We start from the raw sequence: 19,997 nt of genomic DNA on the forward strand, positions 1-19,997 counted from the left end.
CGCCGTGCTGTACTAGAATGCTTGCCACACTGGATTGATTCATCTTTAATTACGAATTACGTAAGCGTTGCGGTAGCGAGGAACGAGCGTCATTACGAATTACGAATTACTTAAGTCCTATCCCCAATTTGCGTATGTTCGTAACTCCCAAAAATCGCCTCTGGGTGACGATAATACTTGAACTCCATGAGGTTATAAAAGGGATCTTCTAAAAAGAAAGTGCGATGCTCAAGAGGAGAACCAACAAAGCGGTTTTTGGTTTCCTCACGAAAAAGTAGCTGTTGTTGTTGTGCCCTTTCTAGTAAGTCTTGCCAGTCACGTTCTTGGGTAAAAATTAGCCCAAAGTGTCTAGGATATATAGTGCGTTGCGGTGTCAAGGGTTCTTTGGTGACGTGAGCCACTAATTGATGACCGTAGAGACTAAGAATCAGGGCGTGATGGTTTTCACGACCAGGAATGCAGCCCAAGCCATCCACGTAATATGCTTTTGTTTGGGCAATGTCAGTCACAGGGAAAGCAAGATGGAATAAAGTTTGGCTCATAGCTTGTGTGGAAAAGACTAGTAGTTGATGCTATCTACAATTTATGATTAAGTTTTGATTGTGGTCAACTTGAACACATTTTTAATTGACATTAACTTATATCCTTTATGCTTATAACTAATATTGGGGATTTCCAAGAAATAAATTATCCAAATAAACGTAGACGCAAAGCGGTGAGAGGGTCGCAGTCTTCTCCCAAGGGGAGACGCTAAAAGCGATAGCGTAGCGTTAGCGAGTCCGCGAGCGTCTGGCGGTTCCCGTCGTTAGCGCAGCGTTAGCGAGTCTTCTGCCAAGGGGAGACGCCAAAGGCGAACGAGCGTCTTGCGTTAGCGACTGTGCGTAGCGTCACCCCCGAACCCGGAGGGCTTGCCCTCCGGCTACCACTCCAGACACAGAGAAGCCAGTGCGCCCTTGCGGGTTCCCCGACTTGAAGCAACTGGCGCGACACAGAGGAATAAGGAGGAGAGAGTTTTTTCGCCAGTTTTTTGAGTATCTTTTTATTTGGAAGTCCCTTGGGGACTGAATACCACTTCATCTGCTGCACCCTGCGGCTGTGGACTTAGCCCTGCATCTACATAATTTACATTTAATTATTTAGTCTTGTGCAGCTATACTAATTTGGATTTGCACGGGGTACAGACTTAAGACGGCATAAATAAACACCCATTCCAAATCAACGAAACTCTTACGATGTATTCATTTTGACTTTTTACTTCCGCCTTGCGGTACTAGGGGTAGTAAATTCGTTATTCTGTTGATATTCAGACAAAATTACTCATGATTAATTGCTGATGTCATCCTTAATTAACTTTTTTAATCCCTGGTTGGTAGCGGTAGGATTAAACACAGTTCTATTGGGTTTAGCTTGGATTGCTCCGAAAAAGCTGCTTACCCCTGCTGGATTATTCCACGCTTGGTTTCTGTCCATCCTAATTTGGGTAACTCTAGGCTGGCAAGGATATGCAGTAGTAATGTTCTATTTTCTCGTTGGTTCTGGCGTTACCCGCATCGGGATGGCGCAGAAGGAGGCTGAAGGAATTGCCGAAAAGCGTTCTGGGGCAAGAGGCCCAGAAAATGTTTGGGGTTCGGCTTTGACTGGGGCGCTGTGTGCTTTGGGAGTAGGGATAATAAATTCGGGATTTATTGTACCTAATCCCCAATACTTCGGCTTCGCTCAGTACAAGTCTCTAGTCCCCAATCCCCAGTCTCTATTATTGTTAGCCTATGTAGCAAGTTTCAGTACCAAGCTGGCTGACACCACTGCTAGTGAAGTCGGTAAAGCTTATGGTAAAAGCACCTTTCTAATTACCACACTCCAACCAGTGCCTCGCGGTACAGAAGGGGCGGTAAGCTTGGAAGGGACTTTAGCTGGGATTGTGGCTTCTGTAACGATCGCATTTGTTGGTTGGGGAGTTGGTTTAATTGATCTATTAGGAGTAGTTTGGTGTGTACTGGCAGCATTTATTGCCACAAACTTAGAAAGTGTGATTGGGGCAACATTGCAATCTAAGTATACCTGGCTGACCAATGAAGTGGTAAATATTTTTAATACATTAATTGGTGCGATCGCGGCTGTGCTACTCGCCTGGACATGGATAAGTATAATTAAGTAGACAGGTGAGAATAAAGGATTACTTGTTAAGGTTCTGCCCTCAGTTGCTACAACTTTGGTTACATGAGTAACTGGCAAGAAACAATTCTTAATATGTTTTACTTTATTTTCGCCTATCTAACCTAATCATCATTCAGGTCTTCTCCCAAACAGAGATGCTAGCGCCTTTCTTTCGGAACGCTACGCAAACGCGGAGCGTCTCGTAGAGAAGGGGGTTTTTCCTATGAGCGACTAACGTTAGCGAGGTACGAGCGTCACCCAAAGGGTAAGCGGCTCCAGCCCTGCTTTTATGCAACTTAAATGCTCATTAGCTTATCTGCCTGATTATTTCTCTGAATTTATAAAGATTTGGTTACACAACTGGTTTTGCCTTATAACTGATATTTTAAATCCTGTTCTGTCCCCGCTAGACCGTAAAAGTAATTATGGAAAATTATTTTATTTACTAGGTATATAATTTTTTGACAATTTAGATGTAATTAGTTCATAAAGTCTTTATCATATTTAATCATCAATGACCAAATGATTTTTATATGATTTAGTTTAAAAGTCTTATAAGCGCTTAACCATTTCTACATAGTTAGTTCATGGAATCTTTATCATTTTTGACAATCAATGACAAAACAATTTCTATTGAGGAAGCGGTAAAGTACCTGCAAGCCTCTGGAAAATTGGGACAGTTCATTGGGGATATTCTCCGCCAGTACGTAATTGAAGAAGAAATCCGAACAAGAGACGATATTGAGATTGGTACAGCAATAACTGAACAGGCAATTATTGACTTTAGGCTGAAAAACCAACTGATTGACCCCCAAAGTTTTCAAGAATGGTTAAAGGCCAACAACACAGATTACGCTACCTTTCACACATCGGTGGCTTTTGGTTACAAGCTAGAAAAGCTAAAAGCTGTAGTGACGGAAGCAAAAGTCCAAGAATATTTTATTGAGCGCAAAATTTTTTTGGATCGGGTAGTACTTTCTCGGATCGTTGTTGATAATCGAGAATTGGCAGACGAACTACAAACCCAAATTGAAGAAGGAGGTAGTTTTGAGCAACTAGCTAAAGAGTATTCCCTTTCAGATGACCGAATTGTGAACGGCATGATGGGAATAGTCAGCCGAGGAAGTATGCCGGATATATTACGGGCAGCTATTGATGTGGCCAGTCCTGGACAATTGATAGGGCCAATAGAAATCGTTGGCAAAGACTCTCCCCAAGGAGAAGGGCCTTATGGTTTGTTTCGAGTAGAACAATTTCTGCCAGCGTCTTTAGAAGATACTCAACTAAAGCTTGCACTACAAAATGAGTTATTTGAGAAATGGCTAGCAGAGAAAATTCAAAAACTGACAGTCAAATTACAAGTGAGTTAAATATTCTGGATAATGAATCTTTACGATTAAAAGTGCTAGCTTCTTTGCCTTGGAATCAGCCACCGCTATGCTGGCTGACTCCCGAACAACAATCCCGATTGGAAAAGGAGTTCCAAACTCGTCAGTATCGTCTTGGAGAAAAAATCTGGTCAAACGATGTCGGCGGTTACCAATTCTTAATTGTGGCTGGTAAAGTCCGCTTACGAGACGACAGTCGCTACAAGTCGGCAAAGCCGACGCCACTTGCTTCTCCTGTCGGAGACGCTGCGCGAACAACCGGGGAAACCCCGGCAACGCAGTGGCTCCCCAACGCGCTGTCTCAAGAGGGCGTTGGCAAACCAATAGCCGCCCTAGATGTGGGGGATTGGTTTGGTGACTTACAAAAGCTGTCTGCGGATTTTAAAGCTGTAGCTGCTAGTAAAGAAGTAGTAGTAGTGTGTTGGCATACAGCGCTGTGGGCAGAATTTTCTAACCCACAAATTCAAGAGTTCTGGCAAGTGTTACCAGTGGATATAGAAAGAGAGAAAGACACATTTTCCTTCTCTTCCACTCCTTCACTAGCGCCAGCCTCAGAGGGAACTTCTAGCCCCCACAGTATCCAACCCCAAAGAGGACTCCCAGCCGCCAATCAGATTATCTCAAATTATCCCTTTGTTGCTAGCTGGAACACCGCCGCTGCCTGTTTAACAATGGTGGCGCAACAGTTAGAAAATTCTGTGCAACTGGAATGGGTGCAGCGCCAACTCAGAGGACAACGCCCAAAACAGGTTGTAGAAGCAGGAGAAAAGTTAGGGTTAGTTTTGCGGCGGTTACAAGTGAGTTGGGGTGAGTTGCGACAGTTGTCATTTCCAGCTTTACTACTGTGGAATTTTGACTCACCCCAGAGTCCATCCTGGGTGGTGGCTTATGGAGTTAAAGGCGATCGCTTAATTATCGCTAACCCTCTAAATCCCGATCGCATTTGTGAAAGCTTACCGCAGTCGATAGTTGAAGCGTCTTGGGATGGGCGATTGTGGCAAGTAGAACTCATATCCCAACAAGAAAAATTTAACCTCAGTTGGTTCACCCCAGCAGTTTGGAAATATAAGGGATTGCTAACAGAAGTATTGTTAGCATCTTTTACCTTGCAGCTTTTGGGGTTAACAACACCACTAATTACACAAGTCGTCATTGATAAAGTGATGGTGCAGGAGAGTTTGCCGACTCTCGATGTAATGGCGATCGCACTTTTTTGCGTAGCTATATTTGAGTCCATACTTGGCATTCTGCGCCTATTCATCTTTACCCATACAGCTCGTCGTCTGGATTTGAGTTTATCAGCACAGCTATTTCGCCATCTGATGCGTCTGCCATTAGCTTATTTTGAGTCGCGGCGCGTCGGAGACACAGTAGCACGAGTCCAGGAACTCGAACAAATACGTCAGTTTCTCACAGGTACAGCATTAACTGTGATTCTGGATAGCATCTTTGCTGTGGTGTACCTAGCATTGATGTTTTACTATAATATTCCACTCACCTTTGTAGCTTTAGCAGTACTGCCGCTATTTGCGACTTTAACGATAGTTGCAACACCAATTCTGCGTAACTGGCTCAACGAAACCTTTAACCGGAGTGCCGATAGTCAATCGTTTCTAGTAGAGACAATCACCGGAATTCACTCTGTTAAAGCCCATGCAGCCGAACCAGTAGCCCGCGATCGCTGGGAAGGCTTATTTGCTCGCTTCATTCGCACAGGTTTTAAAGCTTCTACTACATCTAATATCAGCAGCAATATTGGTGACTTTCTCACCAATTTGTCTACCATACTGATTCTCTGGTTTGGTGCCAAGTTAGTCATCGAACAAAAGCTCACAATCGGGCAGCTTGTTGCCTTTCAAATGCTCTCTGGTAGAGTCACAGGCCCACTTTTGCGCTTAGTACAGTTGTGGCAAACCCTCCAACAAGTGCTACTTTCTGTAGATCGCATTGGTGATATTCTCAACGTTTCCCCAGAAGCTGAATTGGGAACCGGTCTAGTTTTACCACCTCTGAAAGGTCAAATCACCTTCGAGCAAGTATTTTTCCGCTACCGGCCGAACTTTGAAGCAATTCTGCGGGGAATATCTTTCAATGCCGAACCAGGGCAATTTGTTGGCATTGTCGGACGTAGCGGTTCTGGTAAAAGTACTTTGTCTAAGCTATTGCAACGCCTCTATCAAATTGAATCAGGACGCATCCTTATTGATGGTTTTGATATTAAAAGTGCCGACTTAGCCTCACTGCGACAACAAGTTAGTGTAGTTCTTCAAGAAGACTTTTTATTCAACGGTACCATTTTGGAAAATATCACTCTCGGTAGTCCCGACATTACCGCAGAGCAAGTAGTAGAAGCGGCAAGATTAGCAGTAGCCCACGACTTCATCAGTCAATTACCCTACGGTTACGAAACCAATGTGGGTGAACGCGGTACAGCTTTATCTGGTGGACAGAGACAACGTATTGCCCTCGCAAGGCTATTTCTTTCCCAAGCGCCGATTTTAGTTTTAGATGAAGCTACCAGCGCTTTGGATAGTGAAACTGAACAACAAGTACTGCAAAACCTGCAAAAAATTTCTGCTAATCGTACTGTGTTCCTAATTGCTCATCGCTTTGCTCCCCTCAAACGTGCTGATTTGATTTTGGTATTGGAGCAAGGCGTGATTGCCGAACGTGGTACTCACTCACAATTGTTGCAACAAAAGGGTTTGTATTGGTCACTATATCAACGGCAGCAAGCAAACATTTAACTAACTCAAAGCTTGTGGCTACATAAAAGATAAACCTTTGGAAAGCGGCTTAAGGATAGCCTTTGGCGAATGGAGCATAACTCCATTCGTCATTTTAATTTTGATGATTTCAATAATTACGCTTGCTCCAGTCTGATACCATTTCTTTTTGAAGATGCGCCTATCGGACTTACCCAAAACTGCGCTGTAGGGGCAATTCATGAATTGCCCCTACGTGAATAAAGCGCAGCCTCACATAGAATTGGTATGAGTAGTGTAAATACTTTTATAGCCAGCGATCGCAGTATTTCTAAAAGTAGTAACAGTCATAACGTTTTCTTCTCATTGCGTTAGTCTCCATTAATACACTTCAAATATTTAACATTCACTTGAACAATTTATTCTTAATAAAAACCACACTTATTAGAAGGTTTTTTGGTAATAAAATTAGCATTTTCTTATGAAATTTCATAGTAATTATTGACAAGGAGGCTTGTTCACACATTGAAATCTTCTCGTAAAGATTTTAAAGCTTCAAACTGTCAAAAAACGATTGCTATCTTTGAGAAAAAATACTTATGCTCATTGATGATGTTAATAACAATGTGTTGTCAAATAAACAGCTAAATGTTACTTCAATCTCCTCATTAGATAGCTTTAATACGAAAGATGACTACAGCGTTAACTTCAGCAGAAGTAGTAGCTATAACTCAGCCGATGCTGATGTGCAGTTGCTAAATAATGGTGACTCTAATGCTTTTAGCGCTCAAAATTATAACTCCACCAATGGCTATGGCTTGATTAATGGAGCAGCAGCAGTGGCTAGAGGTATTGGTCAAAATACCTTTACTGATGTTGCTGATCTTGGTGGCAATAATTGGGGAGCAGACCTTGTTAAAGCACCGGAAGTCTGGGCACAGGGATACACAGGTAAAGGCGTTGTTGTTGCTGTTGTAGATACTGGGGTTGACTATAATCACGAGGATTTAAAAAATAATATCTGGACGAATACCAAGGAAATTGTGGGTAATGGTATTGATGATGATGGCAATGGCTATATTGATGATAATTACGGCTGGAACTTCTCTGATAAAAACAACAACACCCTAGATAACAATGGTCATGGCACTCATGTTTCTGGCACGATCGCAGGAGAAAATAATAACTACGGTGTCACTGGTATTGCATACAATGCCAAAATTATGCCCGTCAAAGTTTTAAATGAATCTGGCTCTGGTTCCTATAGTTCCATATCTAAAGGTATTCGTTACGCTGTGGATAATGGAGCTAATGTGATTAACCTCAGTTTAGGAGGCGCATCTTCCAATCGTACTTTAGAGTCAGCCATTAACTACGCCAGCAGCAAAGGAGTGATTGTCGTCATGGCAGCAGGTAATGATGGTGACTCATCACCAGACTATCCCGCCCGCTATGCATACAAGTCGGGAATTGCCGTTGGGGCTGTGGATAAGAATAATAATATGCCCGACTTCTCTAACCGCTCTGGAACGGATGAAATTGCTTACGTCACAGCCCCAGGAGTCAAGGTGTACTCCTCAGTTGCGAATAATCAATATGCCACTTATAGCGGCACGTCTATGGCTGCTCCCCATGTTGCTGGTGTAGTTGCTCTGATGCTTAGTGCTAACCCCAACTTGACTAATGCCCAAGTCCGTCAGATTGTGGCAGAAACCGCAGGAAATAGTACACAAAGTACAAACTCTAGTTCAAATATTTCTAGTTCTTTGGCGAGTCAGGCGATGTCTACGATGGTCACTGAGCGGCTGGTGGGCATCTCGACTTGCGGACATGGAACCGGAGTCGAACCATGTCAAAGTGCGGGCTACGCCTACGCAGACACAGCAGAAAATAGTTCACAAACTACAATCTCTAGTTTCTCTAGTTTTAAGATTTCCAATGTTAGTTCTCTGGCAAGGCAGGTGATTTCTAGCAACAACTTGCTAGCTATAAATGCACAAACCATAAATTATCTCACACCACAGACAATTTCTAGTTTTAATAGTTATGATGGCGGTTCTTTAATGGGTCAGGCGATTACAGAAACAGCAGAATATCTAACACCAGAGACTATTTCTAGTTTTAATAGTTATGATGTCGGTTCTTTAATAGGTCAGGCGATGTCTAACGACAAGCTGCTAGGCAATTACCTTTACTCTTGGGTGTAGTCGTCAGAAAAACGTTCGTTCCTTGGAATCCTGGGATGATAGTGATTTAATCGATTAGTAAGCTAAACCACATCTAGTTTGCATATCTAAAATTTATATAACTCTTGTGGGGTGGGCATCTTGCCCGCCGCAATGATGCAATTTAAATGTGGAACAGCTTAGTAATTGGTTTTTTCTGTTCAACAGGGATATTTCGCCAACCTAAATCTTTGAGGATTCTCCAAGCTGCAACTTCACCTGTTCTACAACCCCCTTCCATATATCCCTGGTAGGACAAAGAGCAGTATTCACCAGCAAAAAATAGATTACCTACACGTTCTTGTTCAGCTCCACTTATCCCTGTCCATTGTCCGACTAAATAGCAAGCATGGGATGTAGGGGTTTAGCAATGCTCATTGGTGTCAACTTAACGTTAAAAGGGCGGTTATAAACCAATACAGTTCAGTTAGCGGCAAAAACCATAAACTGCGTAGGTTGGGTGGAGGAACGAAACCCAACATTTTCGCGGGTTTGTTGGGTTTCACTACGTTCCACCCAACCTACGATTATCCTTAACCTCATTGGTGTCAACTTAACGTTAAAAGGGCGGTTATAAACCGCGTCTAGACGAGACTTTACCCACCTCCGTGGGTTAAGAATCTTTGATTTTGTATTAGTCCACGGAGGTGGACGAGAGTTTGTGTAGCCGCGAATTCCCTGAGCCAAGGCTTAAGTTGACACGCATGAGCAATGCTAAACCCTTACGTTTTAGGTGTGGTTTGTGGAATGCTAGGCGTCGCTGTTGAAATAGCTATAAAAATAGCAGAGGCTACAAACCTACCTAACGGAAAATGCCTCATTGAACCGCCGCGTCACAGGCTCAGTGATGAATGTCAAAATTGACTTTTTACGAGTGACAATTTCACCTGTAGCAGACATCCCTGGTGTAAATTCTACTTCTTGACCCCGCACGTTAACTGAGTGTTTACTTAACTTAATTCTGGTGGGAAAAACTAAGCCTAATTCTTTATCAACAATTGCATTTGGACTGACTTGCATAACTTCCCCATTCACAGTGCCAAATTCCTGGAAGGGGAAAGTCGCCATTTTCACTTTTGCCTTCATTCCTTGACGAATAAACCCAATATCGCGGTTGAGAACTTTCACCTCTAGGAGCATTTCTTCCCCTTCCGGCAAAATTGACAGCAATTCTTCACCTGATTGCACTGGCCCCTTGGTGGCTTTAACTCTGTAAATTGTACCGGCAACGGGAGCCTCAATTGTTTCTAAAGCTTGCTGCTTTCTCGCCTGCTCTAATTGGCCTTGAACAGTTGTCAGTTCTTCTTTACGCTTGTTGAACTGGGTCAAAATTTCACTTTGGCGTTCTGATGCTACACGCTGGGCCTGACTGCGTGCAGCATTGTAAGCTTGTTCTGCTTGGCGAATTTCTTGGACTTGAGCAGCAATATCTTTTTCTAATGATGTGACTTTATCTTGAGCCTCTGTTATTCTATTCTGGGCGTTAATCACTTCATCTTGCGCTCTAGTGATTTCTGTCTTTGCACGAGTTAATCTTTCTTGGGCATCCAAGTAATCGATACGAGGTACAGCACCAGGAGTCATTAGAGTGCGTAGGCTTTTTTCCCTTTGTTCGGCAAGTGCCAAATTACTTTCAATTTTAATTCGGATGCTATCTGCGTTGACAAGGTTAGTTTTAGCATTGGCAACGCTGCTTTTGGCATTAACTAAGTTGTCTTGCAACCGAGTCAAGCGGACTTTGGCTTGATCTATAAGTGATATTTGGCGATTTGCTTCTGCTTCCGCCCCTGCTTGACGCGCTTGAAAGTCTTGCAGGCGGGAGCTTAAAAGTTCATCTTGCACTTTCGTCCCAGTAGTTTTGCCTCCGATGCGTTCTGCATCCAAACGTTGCAAATCATCCTGAATCAATCTAGAAGATTTGGCTAGGCGGGAAACATCGGTTATTTGCAAGTCTGGATCTTTTTGAATCAGAACTTCACCTTTAGTAACCCGATCGCCTTCTTTCACTTTAACAGCAACGATTGACCCCCCACCCAAGGATGTCACCGGTCTTACCTGCGTGGAAGCAATTAATTCCCCTGGTGCTGTTGCTACTTCATCTATTTGCGAAAAGTACGCCCAGGCGATCGCCCCAAATACGATGACGCTGATCGTTCCCGCTAATAATCTTGTGTATAGGGGCGGCAATTGCTGTACCGCTTTCCCCAATTCATAAGTGAGTTGTTCCTCTGGTTGGGCGAATCGCTCTTTTGTCTGACGTGCTTGAGCAGCATTTACCATATATTTTTGTCCTTTGTCCTTTGTCCTTTGTCATTAGTCATTTGTCATTTGTCCTTAGTTATTCACTAATGACCAATGACTAATGACTAATGACTATTCAAACTGCTAGATAACGCCGCAAAAAACTTTCTAATGTCTCCAACTGGAAGTTATAAATCGCTTCCAAATTGGCAATTTCATCTTTTGTACAGAAAAACTCATTTGCTAGCAATGTGCGATAAGTTCCTAAAGCTTTTTGGATTTGGGGATTAATTAAACCCAATGCACTCTGTAACCCATCAATGGCAAATAGTGGTGAGTTAATTATTACTGGCTGTTTGTTGAAGATCCGACCAAAAATCCGGGGAATATCTTCTCGTAATAAAATCTCCGGGCCTCCCACTGGTAAAATCTGGTTGCGAGCGCCTTCAACTGTCACAGAATCCACTACTATCCTTGCCAAATCATCGGTACTGACAATTGAGGTACGGTTTTTGCGATCGCCAATGAGCAAATACAATCCCGTTTCTCGAAATTGTTCTACTAGTGGCAGCAAGTTAGATGCTAATCCAGATGGGCGTAAAATAGTGTAATTCAAGCCACTAGCTGACAAATATCGCTCTACGGCTCGTTTGGCTTTGAACACAGGAGCTTCTTCATATCCGCGATCGGCTCCCAGTACGGAAATAAAGACAAAATGCTCTACGTCATTGGCTTTTGCTTGGTCTATTAGTTCAATGTTGGCGCGGTAATCTAAAGATAGGGCATCGCTATCAGAACCGTGGGCACTGATAACATACTTGACACCCCGACTAGCTTTCTGGATATCTCTTTCTTCTAGCAAGTCACCGATAAAGATTTCTGCACCCCGGTGTTCTAACTCGCTGTAGCGCGATGTCAGGCGGACAAATGTCCGCACGGACTGTTCTCGTTGTCGTAGGAGTCGCACAACTCTGCGACCGATTCCTCCCGTTCCTCCAGTTATTAGAAACATATAAATACCTAAATTGAATAGTTACAGGGTTTATATAGCGATGTCTACGATGGGCTACGCCTACGCTCGTTTGTATGCAATACACTTTGACCTCACTTCCATTCCTCTCTCCTAAAAGGAGAGAGGCTTTGAATCTTACTCCCCTTCCCTAGTAGGGAAGGGGTTGGGGGTTAGGTCTTTATTAGCCAATAAGTCACACCTTATTTATCTTAATCTCTAAAAATTATCCCCCACATCTTTGCAGATGCAGGGGATGGGGTAATGGGATTAGTTTTACTGGCTCAACAAGTCAACAGCTTGTTCAAGCGACATCTTAGCCTTGTGCAAATTCAGCAGGTTCTCCTGGTCGTATCGGTCAGGATAGCTCATTTTCCTGCCCTCCAAAGTTATCCGAATTAGTGCTGCTTGCTCATCTGTGGGTGAATTCATCTCTTCTATAGCAGAACTGATTATCTGGATAGCGTTAAAGTTAGGGAATTTTAACCCTTTACCTTGCTTCATTTGTTGCACGGCTAAAAGTGGAAATGCCATCAGAGTTACGATGTATGAGGTTTTGTATCCTGCATTTCCGGTTGGTTTGATGCCGTATCTACGACACAAATCGCGTAATTCTTTAATAGTCTTGATTTCAAGTTCGGAACGCGTGAACATAAAATAGTAGTGTCCATTTTTGAAATTGGATATTGGTGGTTGTACTTCCGGCAAGTTGTAGCAACCACCAAAAAACAATTTAATCTAATGCCTACCAGTGATTCAATTTATATTTATATTTATACATAAATGCCTAACCCTAAAGGTCATTCAGAAAATTTAAAACCATTTAAATCAGAGAGGGAAGAACCTTTAAGTGAGCGTCTTAATTTACGTGTTACAAAAACTATGAAGGAAGAACTATCTACCAAGGATGATCCTCCAGAATTTTGCCGTCGTGCAATCCAGGAAGCATTAGATAAAGATAAAGAAAAGTAATCTCAAAGGGATAGTTGTCACAAGTGTGTGATATTACTGCAATGAGTCAGCAATTAAGGATATTGCTTTCTGAATATGCTTGATTGCTTGCGGAAAACACCGAAATGATTAAGCAAACTGGGGTTTGAGAAAGTAAAAGCTGATTTTGCTTGCGGAAAACACCAAAATGAGAAAGCAAACTGGGGTTTGAGAAAGTAAAAGCTGATTTTGCTTGCGGAAAACACCAAAATGAGAAAGCAAACTGGGGTTTGAGAAAGTAAAAGCTGATTTTGCTTGCGGAAAACACTGAAATGAGAAAGCAAACTGGGGTTTGAGAAAGTAAAAGCTCATTTTGAGAAAGTCAAATGCCATTTTGCTTATTAAATTCGACGTAACTTAAGTAATTACGTTAAGAAGATTTGTAGGTTGGGTTGAACGGAGTGAAACCCAACAAAGCCGTGAAAATGTTGGGTTTCGTTCCTCAACCCAACCTACATTAGAGTTATTTTTTAGGCAAAACTTACGCAGTATTGGCCTGGGTTAGAATCGTTGAAGAAGAATCGATATTTCTTGCAAAAGCCTCGGTATCTAGCAGCGCATTCATCCAAAGTTCGCAAAGACGCGATAAATCGCCGTCTCTTGCCTTAACCGAACCGTATTGCGAGTGGTGATGTGATAGCAAAATCCAGGTTGAAAATTTCGGGGTGAGCGAGTCATAAAGTGAGATAAATTCTTGTTTAGTCCTCTTGAGAGGACTTTCGCTATTAGCCGTAGGTTTCTAACCTATGGCGGGTAATGGATTCAAATGTAAGATTCTGAACTCAGGTATTTGCATGATTGCAGAATGTTGGCATTGCATACACGTCCGCCTCAGAATAAATTCTGCGGCTCATAGCGAAAGTCATCTAAAGCTGACTGAAATTCTTGTTTTACCCGCATTTCCAGCCATATCATGTGCGACTTAATACTTATGTCATTGCGAGCGGAGCGTGGCAATCCCAAATCTTTGCGATTGCTACCCTGCGGGAACGCCAAAGGCGAACATTCCACTTCGTTGCATACCCAACTCTTGGAGAGGCTGCGCCAACGGGAACGCCAGGGGCGAACGCAATAACATATCGTAAGTGATTTGCCGAACTTGATATCATATCATGTCCGCTTGATTGCTTATTAAACCCGAATCACCCCACCCCGCCAAAGCTACGCTTTGTCTCCCCTCCCCTTGGTAAGGGGAGGGGATTAAGGGGTGGGGTGCAATGACTATGGGAATCACAACTAATTACCCGAACTTGATATCAGAGGCTAGAAAGGAATCTGGGAAAAGTTTTCCCAATTTAAAATCCCCCCACATCTTTGTAGATGCAGGGGGAGTATTAACAATTCAAAATGACGCTCGCAGACTCGCTCATAGCGTTGCCATGCCGTTGGCGCAGCCTAAGAAGAGAAGGCTTTACGCTGCGCTAACAAAATTCAAAATTGTTTCAGATGGGGATTTAAACGCTTTGTGCAAACAGCCCACCTCAAAACTATTCAGAAGCTTTGTTATTAGCTCTATTAGCCCGCGCCTCAGCTGAAGCCATCACCTCTTCCATATTCTCCAGCACTTCGCCAGGGAAGTTTTCCAAAACTCTGGTAGAAAGAGCAACCCGCCCTTTACCCTCATCCAAGTCAATAATTACAGCTTTAACTGGCTGACCAACTTGAAATACCTTTTCTAATGAGTCGATGAATTTTTGGCTTACCTGCTTGATATGAAGCAAAGCCCCCATACCATTTAAATCGACAAACACACCAAAAGGTTTGATGCCAGTAACTTTACCTTCCACCAGTTGACCTAGTTCTAATAAGCTGAAGTTGCTAGAACGAGTTGCTAATCGCTGGGAAAGAATGAGTTTGTTGGTGTTTTTATTAATTTCCAAAAAGCCCACAGTCAGATTTTGACCTTTGAGTGCTTCTAAATTATCACGCTCGGCCAGGTGCGATCGCGGAATAAATCCCCGCAAAGAGAGAATATCGACGGTGACACCACCTTTATTTACACCCATAACCCGTACTTGCACAGTCTGAGCATTTTCCTGCATTTGGGCCAGTCGTTCCCAGATTTGCTGAATTTCCAACTGCTTTCGAGAAAGAGTGACTTGACCTTCTGCATCCTGATCTCGGATAATCAAAAACTGCATTTCCTCTTGCAATGGCAGCACCTCCGATAAATCGGTAACTGCTCTCAAAGAAGCCTCATCGCGCGGCAGAAAAGCTGACGACTTACCACCAATATCGACATAAGCTCCATCATGGTCAAGTTGGAACACTTTGCCATGTACAACCTGTCCTTTTTGAAACTGGTAGTCGTGTTTTTCTAGTGCTTTAGCAAAATCGTCCATTGTAAACGGCGAATTAGCTGTTTGAGAAAGTTTCGATTCGGAATTCATGACTTTTGGAGATTAATTGTTATTTGATATGGTGCAACCGGAGTTTAGATTGTCATTAGTCACTTGTCGTTTATTATTCACTAATGACTAATGACTAATGACTAATGACTAATTCAGTTGACTAAAGAGTTGTTTGACTTGCTCCCAAGCATCAGCAGCAGCTTTAGGATTATAACTGGCACGACGGTCACAGAAAAATCCGTGATCAGCTCCATCGTAGCGAAACACACGATGAGGAATTTTATATTTTTCTAACTCTGCTTCAATTTCATCTACTTGTTCGGGTGGGATGCTAGCATCTGCTGTGCCAAAGAAGGCATAGAGAGTGCCTGGAATTTTTCTGGTGCGGGTAACAGTGGGAGCTACACCTCCTGGTGTGCGGGTGGTAATTCCAGCACCGTAGAAGGAAGCCGTAGCTTTAATATCTGGTAAAGTGGCTGCAAGATATGCGACATGGCCGCCAAAGCAGAAGCCAATACAACCAAAGCCATCTTTTTTGACTTGAGGCAGATTTTTGAGATAGTCAATTGCTAGTTGAATATCGCTCAATAACTCTGATGCTTGAGTTTGCATGGCGTAGCCTCTGCCCGTTTCAATATCTTCGGGTGTGTATCCGGTTTCAAAACCAGGAGCAATCCGTTGAAAAAGTGCAGGTGCTATCGCTACATATCCAAGTTTGGCAATCCGTTCTGTAACATCCCGAATGTGAACATTGACGCCAAAAATCTCTTGTAATACTACAACTCCTGGATAAGATCCAGATTCTTTTGGCTCTGCAAGATTTGCAGATACTTGAATATTATCTTGCAAAAGATTAACCGTTGTGGTAATTATTGCTTGCTCTGTCATAATAATTTTTACCAGTGCTGTATGATTAGCCGTGTGTTTATTTGATATAACTATGCCAGTATGCCCAGGTTATTTCCATTTAAATGATCAATTACCAATAGGAGCGCATTAGAAATTTGTACCAGAAAAACTTTATATCTAAATAAAATATTTGACATGTAGCAAATGCAGCTGGTCAGTAAAAGAGTGTTGAGTTAAAAGTGCTGAGTAGAAAAGCAACACTTAAATACTCCCTACTCCCCACTCCCCACTCCCCACTCCCCACTCAGTATTCAAGAGGTTTGCTGATGATTCAATTCCGTATTCAGCCAGACAGCGAAATTCCCGCATCAACCCAGCTGTTTAATCAAATCCGGTTTGCGATCGCTTCTCGGCAATATCCCCCTGCTTACAAATTGCCAAGCACAAGGGCATTAGCAATGCAAACTGGGTTACACCGTAATACCATTAGCAAAGTTTACCGTCAACTAGAAGAAGACGGATTTGTTGAAAGTATGGCTGGTTCAGGAATTTATGTTCGTCCCCAAGGTCATGAGGGCGGTAGCAGGCTGCAATCACCAATACTCAAACAAAATCCCGATGCATATCAAGTTGTCCAGAAAGCACTCGATGATTTGCTCACCCAAGGATGTTCACTCAATCAAGCCAGAGAGCTATTTTTAGCAGAAATTGACTGGCGCTTGCGTTGTAGTGCGCGGGTACTGGTTGCAGTTCCATCTTATGACATGGGTGCTGGTGAGTTGATGGTGTATGAATTAGAGCGATCGCTAAAAATACCAGTCCAGTTGGTAGCAATGGAAGAATTAACAGCTGTGTTAGATAAAACTACCTCTGCGACAGTAGTCACAAGTCGGTATTTTATCAGTAATGTGGAAGCGATCGCAGCTCCTAAAGCTGCACGGGTAATTCCTCTGGATATCTACGACTACAGCAAAGAACTCAGTTTATTGAAAACCCTACCAAAAGAAAACTGTGTAGGCATAGTTAGCCTCAGTTCTGGGATTGCACGAGCAGCAGAAGTCATCCTCCACGGTTTGCGAGGAGATGAACTACTAGTGATGACTGCACAACCAAAAGATGCTTATAAACTTCAAGCTATGGTTAAACGGGCTGAGGTAATCATAAGCGATCAAGCCAGTTTTATGGCAGTCCAAGCAGCCGTGCAAGCATCTGATGAAGATATTATTCGTCCACCGAAGCTGATTAAAGTTGAAAATTATATAGGTACTAACTCAATTAACTTGCTAAAACGGGAACTAGGTTTAGGTTAATCCAAGGATAATTAAGAGAGGGGAAGAATTGCATAGGCGGACACACCTAACAAATAACTCAGGATTATGATTGTAGAAATGCAACCCTCTATTGGTTTGGTAGAAGCACTCAAGTAGATGTATGTCTGCTGTTTACTGGCACTCAGCTATATTGATTCAGCTACTTACTAAATCATCCAATAAAGGAACTGTTAAGAGGCAATATGAGTATCTCACTTCTAGACTATCCCATACAAGAGAAACTAGTAACCGTCGCTGATGTTTCTTGGGAGGAATTTAAAGGTATTGAGGCACAGTTAAAGGACAACCGCAATGTCCGACTCTCCTATTTGTCAGGAATATTAGAAATTATGTCGCCTATTGGTGAAAAACATGAGTACGTCAAAACAACTCTTGGATACTTGCTAGAAGCTTACATGAGAGAGTTGGGAATCCGGTTCTACGGCCGTGGTGGTTTTACTCTAGAAAAACCTGGGTATGCTTCTGGCACACCAGATGAATCTTACTGCATTGGCAGCAATAAAGAAACGCCAGATATTGTTATTGAAGTTATTGTTACTAGTGGCACCATTAACCGAAAAGAGTTATACAAACCCAAGAAAGTGCCTGAAGTTTGGTTCTGGAAATCTGACCAGATAAAGATATTCCGTTTAAATGCGACTGTCGAGTATGAAGAAGTAAACCGTAGTGGTTTCTTCCCAAATTTAGACCCAGCTTTGTTGCTGCAATATATCGCACATCCTGACCAGTATGACGCTATTGCCGAATTTGTGCAGGCTATCCGAAAATAACATTTTGTAACTAACCGTGACGCAAAAGCAGGTAACGAGTGTCTCAATAATGGGTTTATCCAGAACGAATCGCACCATGTATTGCAGCACGATACATAATTAACTTTTTTAAAAGTTCATTGATTAAATAGCAACTAAAACTATATTGTGAAGTGAGCCTTTAAAACCTCCATTCCCTTGTAGGGAAGGGAATTAGTACAGATCGGCAAAAATAAACCTACCATTTCATTACAGCCAGAAAGCCCAAATTAAAGCATGGGTAACTTTTGACTTCCGTCTTGCGGTACTAGGGAGTTAGGTTTGCGAAGCTTAGATGTTACCAAAAATACTTTTAAAACATCCTCTAATACCGTATAAACATCAGAGGTTTTAACCATGCTCAAGATTAAAAGAACAACTGGTTTATGGATTACTAGTTTTGTAATAGTTCTAACGCTCTTCTTTGGCTTTTTTTCAAAGCAATTCGTTGCTCTAGCTCAATTCTCGGCACCTAAAATACAAACACCCGATTGTGTTACAGATGGACTTACTCAGGGTGTTATCGGCTACAGGTTAGTTGGTAATACATTTTACTATGTTCGACGATTAGCAACTGTACCTGATGGATCTGTAGATGACTTTGGTATAAATGCAGGTGGAGATGCATTAGAATTCTTTTGTCTCACCGACACTCCTCAAACAAGCTTGGGTAAAAGTGCCATTTGTTTATCTGGAGAGAATTGTCCTTGGAGATAAATATTGTAATTAGCATTGCACCTCGACTTTTCAAACCTGTAGAACTTACGCAAAAGTACACGCTGTAGGGGCAATTCATGAATTGCCCCTACGTGGAAATAAGGGTTTCGGCTATTGTTTGCCTAAGTCCTAACCTGTAATGGCATTTTTCGATATGATTAAAGAACAATTTTTTGCGACGGCAGTTGCTTCAAGTTGGGAAACCCGCCCAACTGACTGCCTCGCCTTTGCGTAAGGCTAATTCATACTTTCAATCAGCAATGCCCGAAAAATAAGTTAACTCTCTTGCGGTTCTATTATGGAAATTTGCAAAAACTCTTGTACCCGTTGCAAGTAAGTTGGCGCATCTTCCAACATCGGGAAATGCGCTGTGTTAGGAATCATCACAAATTCCACTTTGTCACTCAGTGCAGCTGCTTGACGCCCCATCTCGGCTGGAATAATTTTGTCGTACTCTCCCGCCACGAGTAGAGTCGGCACTGTCAGCTTGACAAACTCTTGCGGCATCACTTCAGATTGAGCCTTGCTGACTGAAGTAAAAATTGTACCCAAAGCCGCATCGTAATCTGCTTCGAGAAAATCTTGCAAAAAAGCTTGACGCTCAGAATTTGGTATGGAAGTATGCAGAAATCTGGCCATAAACATCCAGTCAACAAATGGAATTTTGCTTAACCACTTGGGACGGAATTTAACTACATAACCACCAAATTTATGAAAAGCACTAAAGGATTTTTCGTCGTACTCAAAAACACCGCTACAGGTTAAAATTCCTCGTTCCACTCGTTGGGGATAGCGATTAAAAAATAAAGTAGCAACAGACGCGCCCATCGAGTGAGCATTGATATAAACACGCTGAAGATGCAACCCATCTAACAAAGCTGCCAAATCATCAGCGTATTCCTCTAATTCATAGGTTAACTCTCTGATTGCCTCTAATTCTTCCTGAACGGATTTAGATTCGGCAACAGCTTCACTTGCTTCGGCTATGGTTGGCTTACCACCAGAACGGCCAAATCCCCGCAAATCGTAGAGTAAACAATCAAATTGCTCTGATAAAGCATTAGCGGTATTTTGCCAATATCTAGCCGAACCAGCCCAACCGTGAATGAAAACCATCACTGGTTTTACCAAAGAACCAGATGGTTTTTTCACCGATTCGTAGTAATGCTCAACGCCACGAATATTAATATAAGGCATTAGTCATTAATCCTTTGTCAGTTGTCATTAGTCATTTATCCTTGGTACATAG

16 protein-coding genes are annotated in these 19,997 nt (G+C 42.5%); 8 read left to right on the top strand and 8 right to left on the bottom strand.

Annotation, left to right across the window (positions count from 1 at the left end):
* Positions 1-110: 110 nt before the first annotated feature.
* Positions 111-542, bottom strand: a complete 432-nt coding sequence (locus LC653_RS03765; protein ID WP_229492660.1) for a VOC family protein — start codon at positions 540-542, stop codon at positions 111-113.
* A 791-nt stretch (positions 543-1,333) separates the two neighbouring features.
* Here LC653_RS03765 and LC653_RS03770 point away from each other — a divergent pair.
* The 4 genes from LC653_RS03770 (at position 1,334) to LC653_RS03785 (ending at position 8,454) form a co-directional block, all read left to right on the top strand.
* Complete coding sequence (locus tag LC653_RS03770; RefSeq protein ID WP_229492661.1) at positions 1,334-2,155, top strand: DUF92 domain-containing protein; 822 nt, start codon at positions 1,334-1,336, stop codon at positions 2,153-2,155.
* 586 nt (positions 2,156-2,741) lie between these two features.
* Positions 2,742-3,524 (top strand): peptidylprolyl isomerase, encoded by a 783-nt coding sequence (locus LC653_RS03775; RefSeq protein ID WP_229492662.1) that lies wholly within the window; start codon positions 2,742-2,744, stop codon positions 3,522-3,524.
* Entirely contained in the window at positions 3,473-6,289 is a 2,817-nt protein-coding gene (locus LC653_RS03780; RefSeq protein WP_229492663.1) for a peptidase domain-containing ABC transporter, read from the top strand. Before LC653_RS03775 ends, LC653_RS03780 begins: the two co-directional genes overlap by 52 nt.
* Positions 6,290-6,846: 557 nt before the next feature.
* A complete protein-coding gene (locus tag LC653_RS03785) occupies positions 6,847-8,454 on the top strand; it encodes a S8 family peptidase (protein WP_229492664.1) in 1,608 nt (535 codons plus the stop codon).
* 142 nt (positions 8,455-8,596) lie between these two features.
* Here the strand turns inward: LC653_RS03785 and LC653_RS47190 are convergent, their stop codons facing one another.
* The 4 genes from LC653_RS47190 to LC653_RS03800 all read right to left on the bottom strand — a co-directional run bounded on the left by LC653_RS47190 (position 8,597) and on the right by LC653_RS03800 (position 12,376).
* Positions 8,597-8,791, bottom strand: coding sequence for an FAD-dependent oxidoreductase (locus LC653_RS47190; protein ID WP_372478104.1), 195 nt, complete (start codon positions 8,789-8,791; stop codon positions 8,597-8,599).
* Positions 8,792-9,270: 479 nt separating this feature from the next.
* The gene (locus tag LC653_RS03790; protein WP_229492665.1) at positions 9,271-10,752 is read right to left on the bottom strand and encodes a beta-barrel domain-containing protein; all 1,482 of its coding nucleotides are present in this window, start codon (positions 10,750-10,752) and stop codon (positions 9,271-9,273) included.
* Positions 10,753-10,849: 97 nt separating this feature from the next.
* Positions 10,850-11,725 (bottom strand): SDR family oxidoreductase, encoded by an 876-nt coding sequence (locus LC653_RS03795; protein ID WP_229492666.1) that lies wholly within the window; start codon positions 11,723-11,725, stop codon positions 10,850-10,852.
* Between the two features lie 273 nt (positions 11,726-11,998).
* The gene (locus LC653_RS03800) at positions 11,999-12,376 is read right to left on the bottom strand and encodes a hypothetical protein (protein ID WP_229453849.1); all 378 of its coding nucleotides are present in this window, start codon (positions 12,374-12,376) and stop codon (positions 11,999-12,001) included.
* 129 nt (positions 12,377-12,505) lie between these two features.
* Here LC653_RS03800 and LC653_RS03805 point away from each other — a divergent pair, with 129 nt between their 5' ends.
* On the top strand, positions 12,506-12,694 hold the full coding sequence (locus LC653_RS03805) for a hypothetical protein (protein ID WP_094328822.1): 189 nt from the start codon (positions 12,506-12,508) through the stop codon (positions 12,692-12,694).
* Positions 12,695-14,199: 1,505 nt separating this feature from the next.
* Here LC653_RS03805 and LC653_RS03810 read toward each other — a convergent pair.
* Both LC653_RS03810 and LC653_RS03815 read right to left on the bottom strand, forming a co-directional pair.
* A complete protein-coding gene (locus LC653_RS03810) occupies positions 14,200-15,102 on the bottom strand; it encodes a S1 RNA-binding domain-containing protein (protein ID WP_229492667.1) in 903 nt (300 codons plus the stop codon).
* Positions 15,103-15,210: 108 nt separating this feature from the next.
* Positions 15,211-15,951, bottom strand: a complete 741-nt coding sequence (locus LC653_RS03815) for a dienelactone hydrolase family protein (protein ID WP_229492668.1) — start codon at positions 15,949-15,951, stop codon at positions 15,211-15,213.
* 287 nt (positions 15,952-16,238) lie between these two features.
* On the opposite strand from LC653_RS03815, the gene LC653_RS03820 reads away from it, so the two are divergent.
* The 3 genes from LC653_RS03820 (at position 16,239) to LC653_RS03830 (ending at position 18,748) form a co-directional block, all read left to right on the top strand.
* Positions 16,239-17,222 carry a GntR family transcriptional regulator gene (locus LC653_RS03820; protein WP_229492669.1) on the top strand — a complete coding sequence of 328 codons (984 nt, stop codon included), beginning with the start codon at positions 16,239-16,241 and terminating at the stop codon, positions 17,220-17,222.
* A gap of 203 nt (positions 17,223-17,425) precedes the next feature.
* The gene (locus tag LC653_RS03825) at positions 17,426-18,013 is read left to right on the top strand and encodes a Uma2 family endonuclease (protein WP_229492670.1); all 588 of its coding nucleotides are present in this window, start codon (positions 17,426-17,428) and stop codon (positions 18,011-18,013) included.
* A gap of 375 nt (positions 18,014-18,388) precedes the next feature.
* Entirely contained in the window at positions 18,389-18,748 is a 360-nt protein-coding gene (locus LC653_RS03830; protein ID WP_229492671.1) for a hypothetical protein, read from the top strand.
* A 276-nt stretch (positions 18,749-19,024) separates the two neighbouring features.
* On the opposite strand, the gene LC653_RS03835 is transcribed toward LC653_RS03830, so the two are convergent.
* Positions 19,025-19,945 carry an alpha/beta fold hydrolase gene (locus LC653_RS03835; protein WP_229492672.1) on the bottom strand — a complete coding sequence of 307 codons (921 nt, stop codon included), beginning with the start codon at positions 19,943-19,945 and terminating at the stop codon, positions 19,025-19,027.
* Positions 19,946-19,997: the final 52 nt, after the last annotated feature.

Source organism: Nostoc mirabile CHAB5784 (assembly GCF_020829645.1).
GTDB classification, from domain to species: domain Bacteria; phylum Cyanobacteriota; class Cyanobacteriia; order Cyanobacteriales; family Nostocaceae; genus Nostoc; species Nostoc mirabile.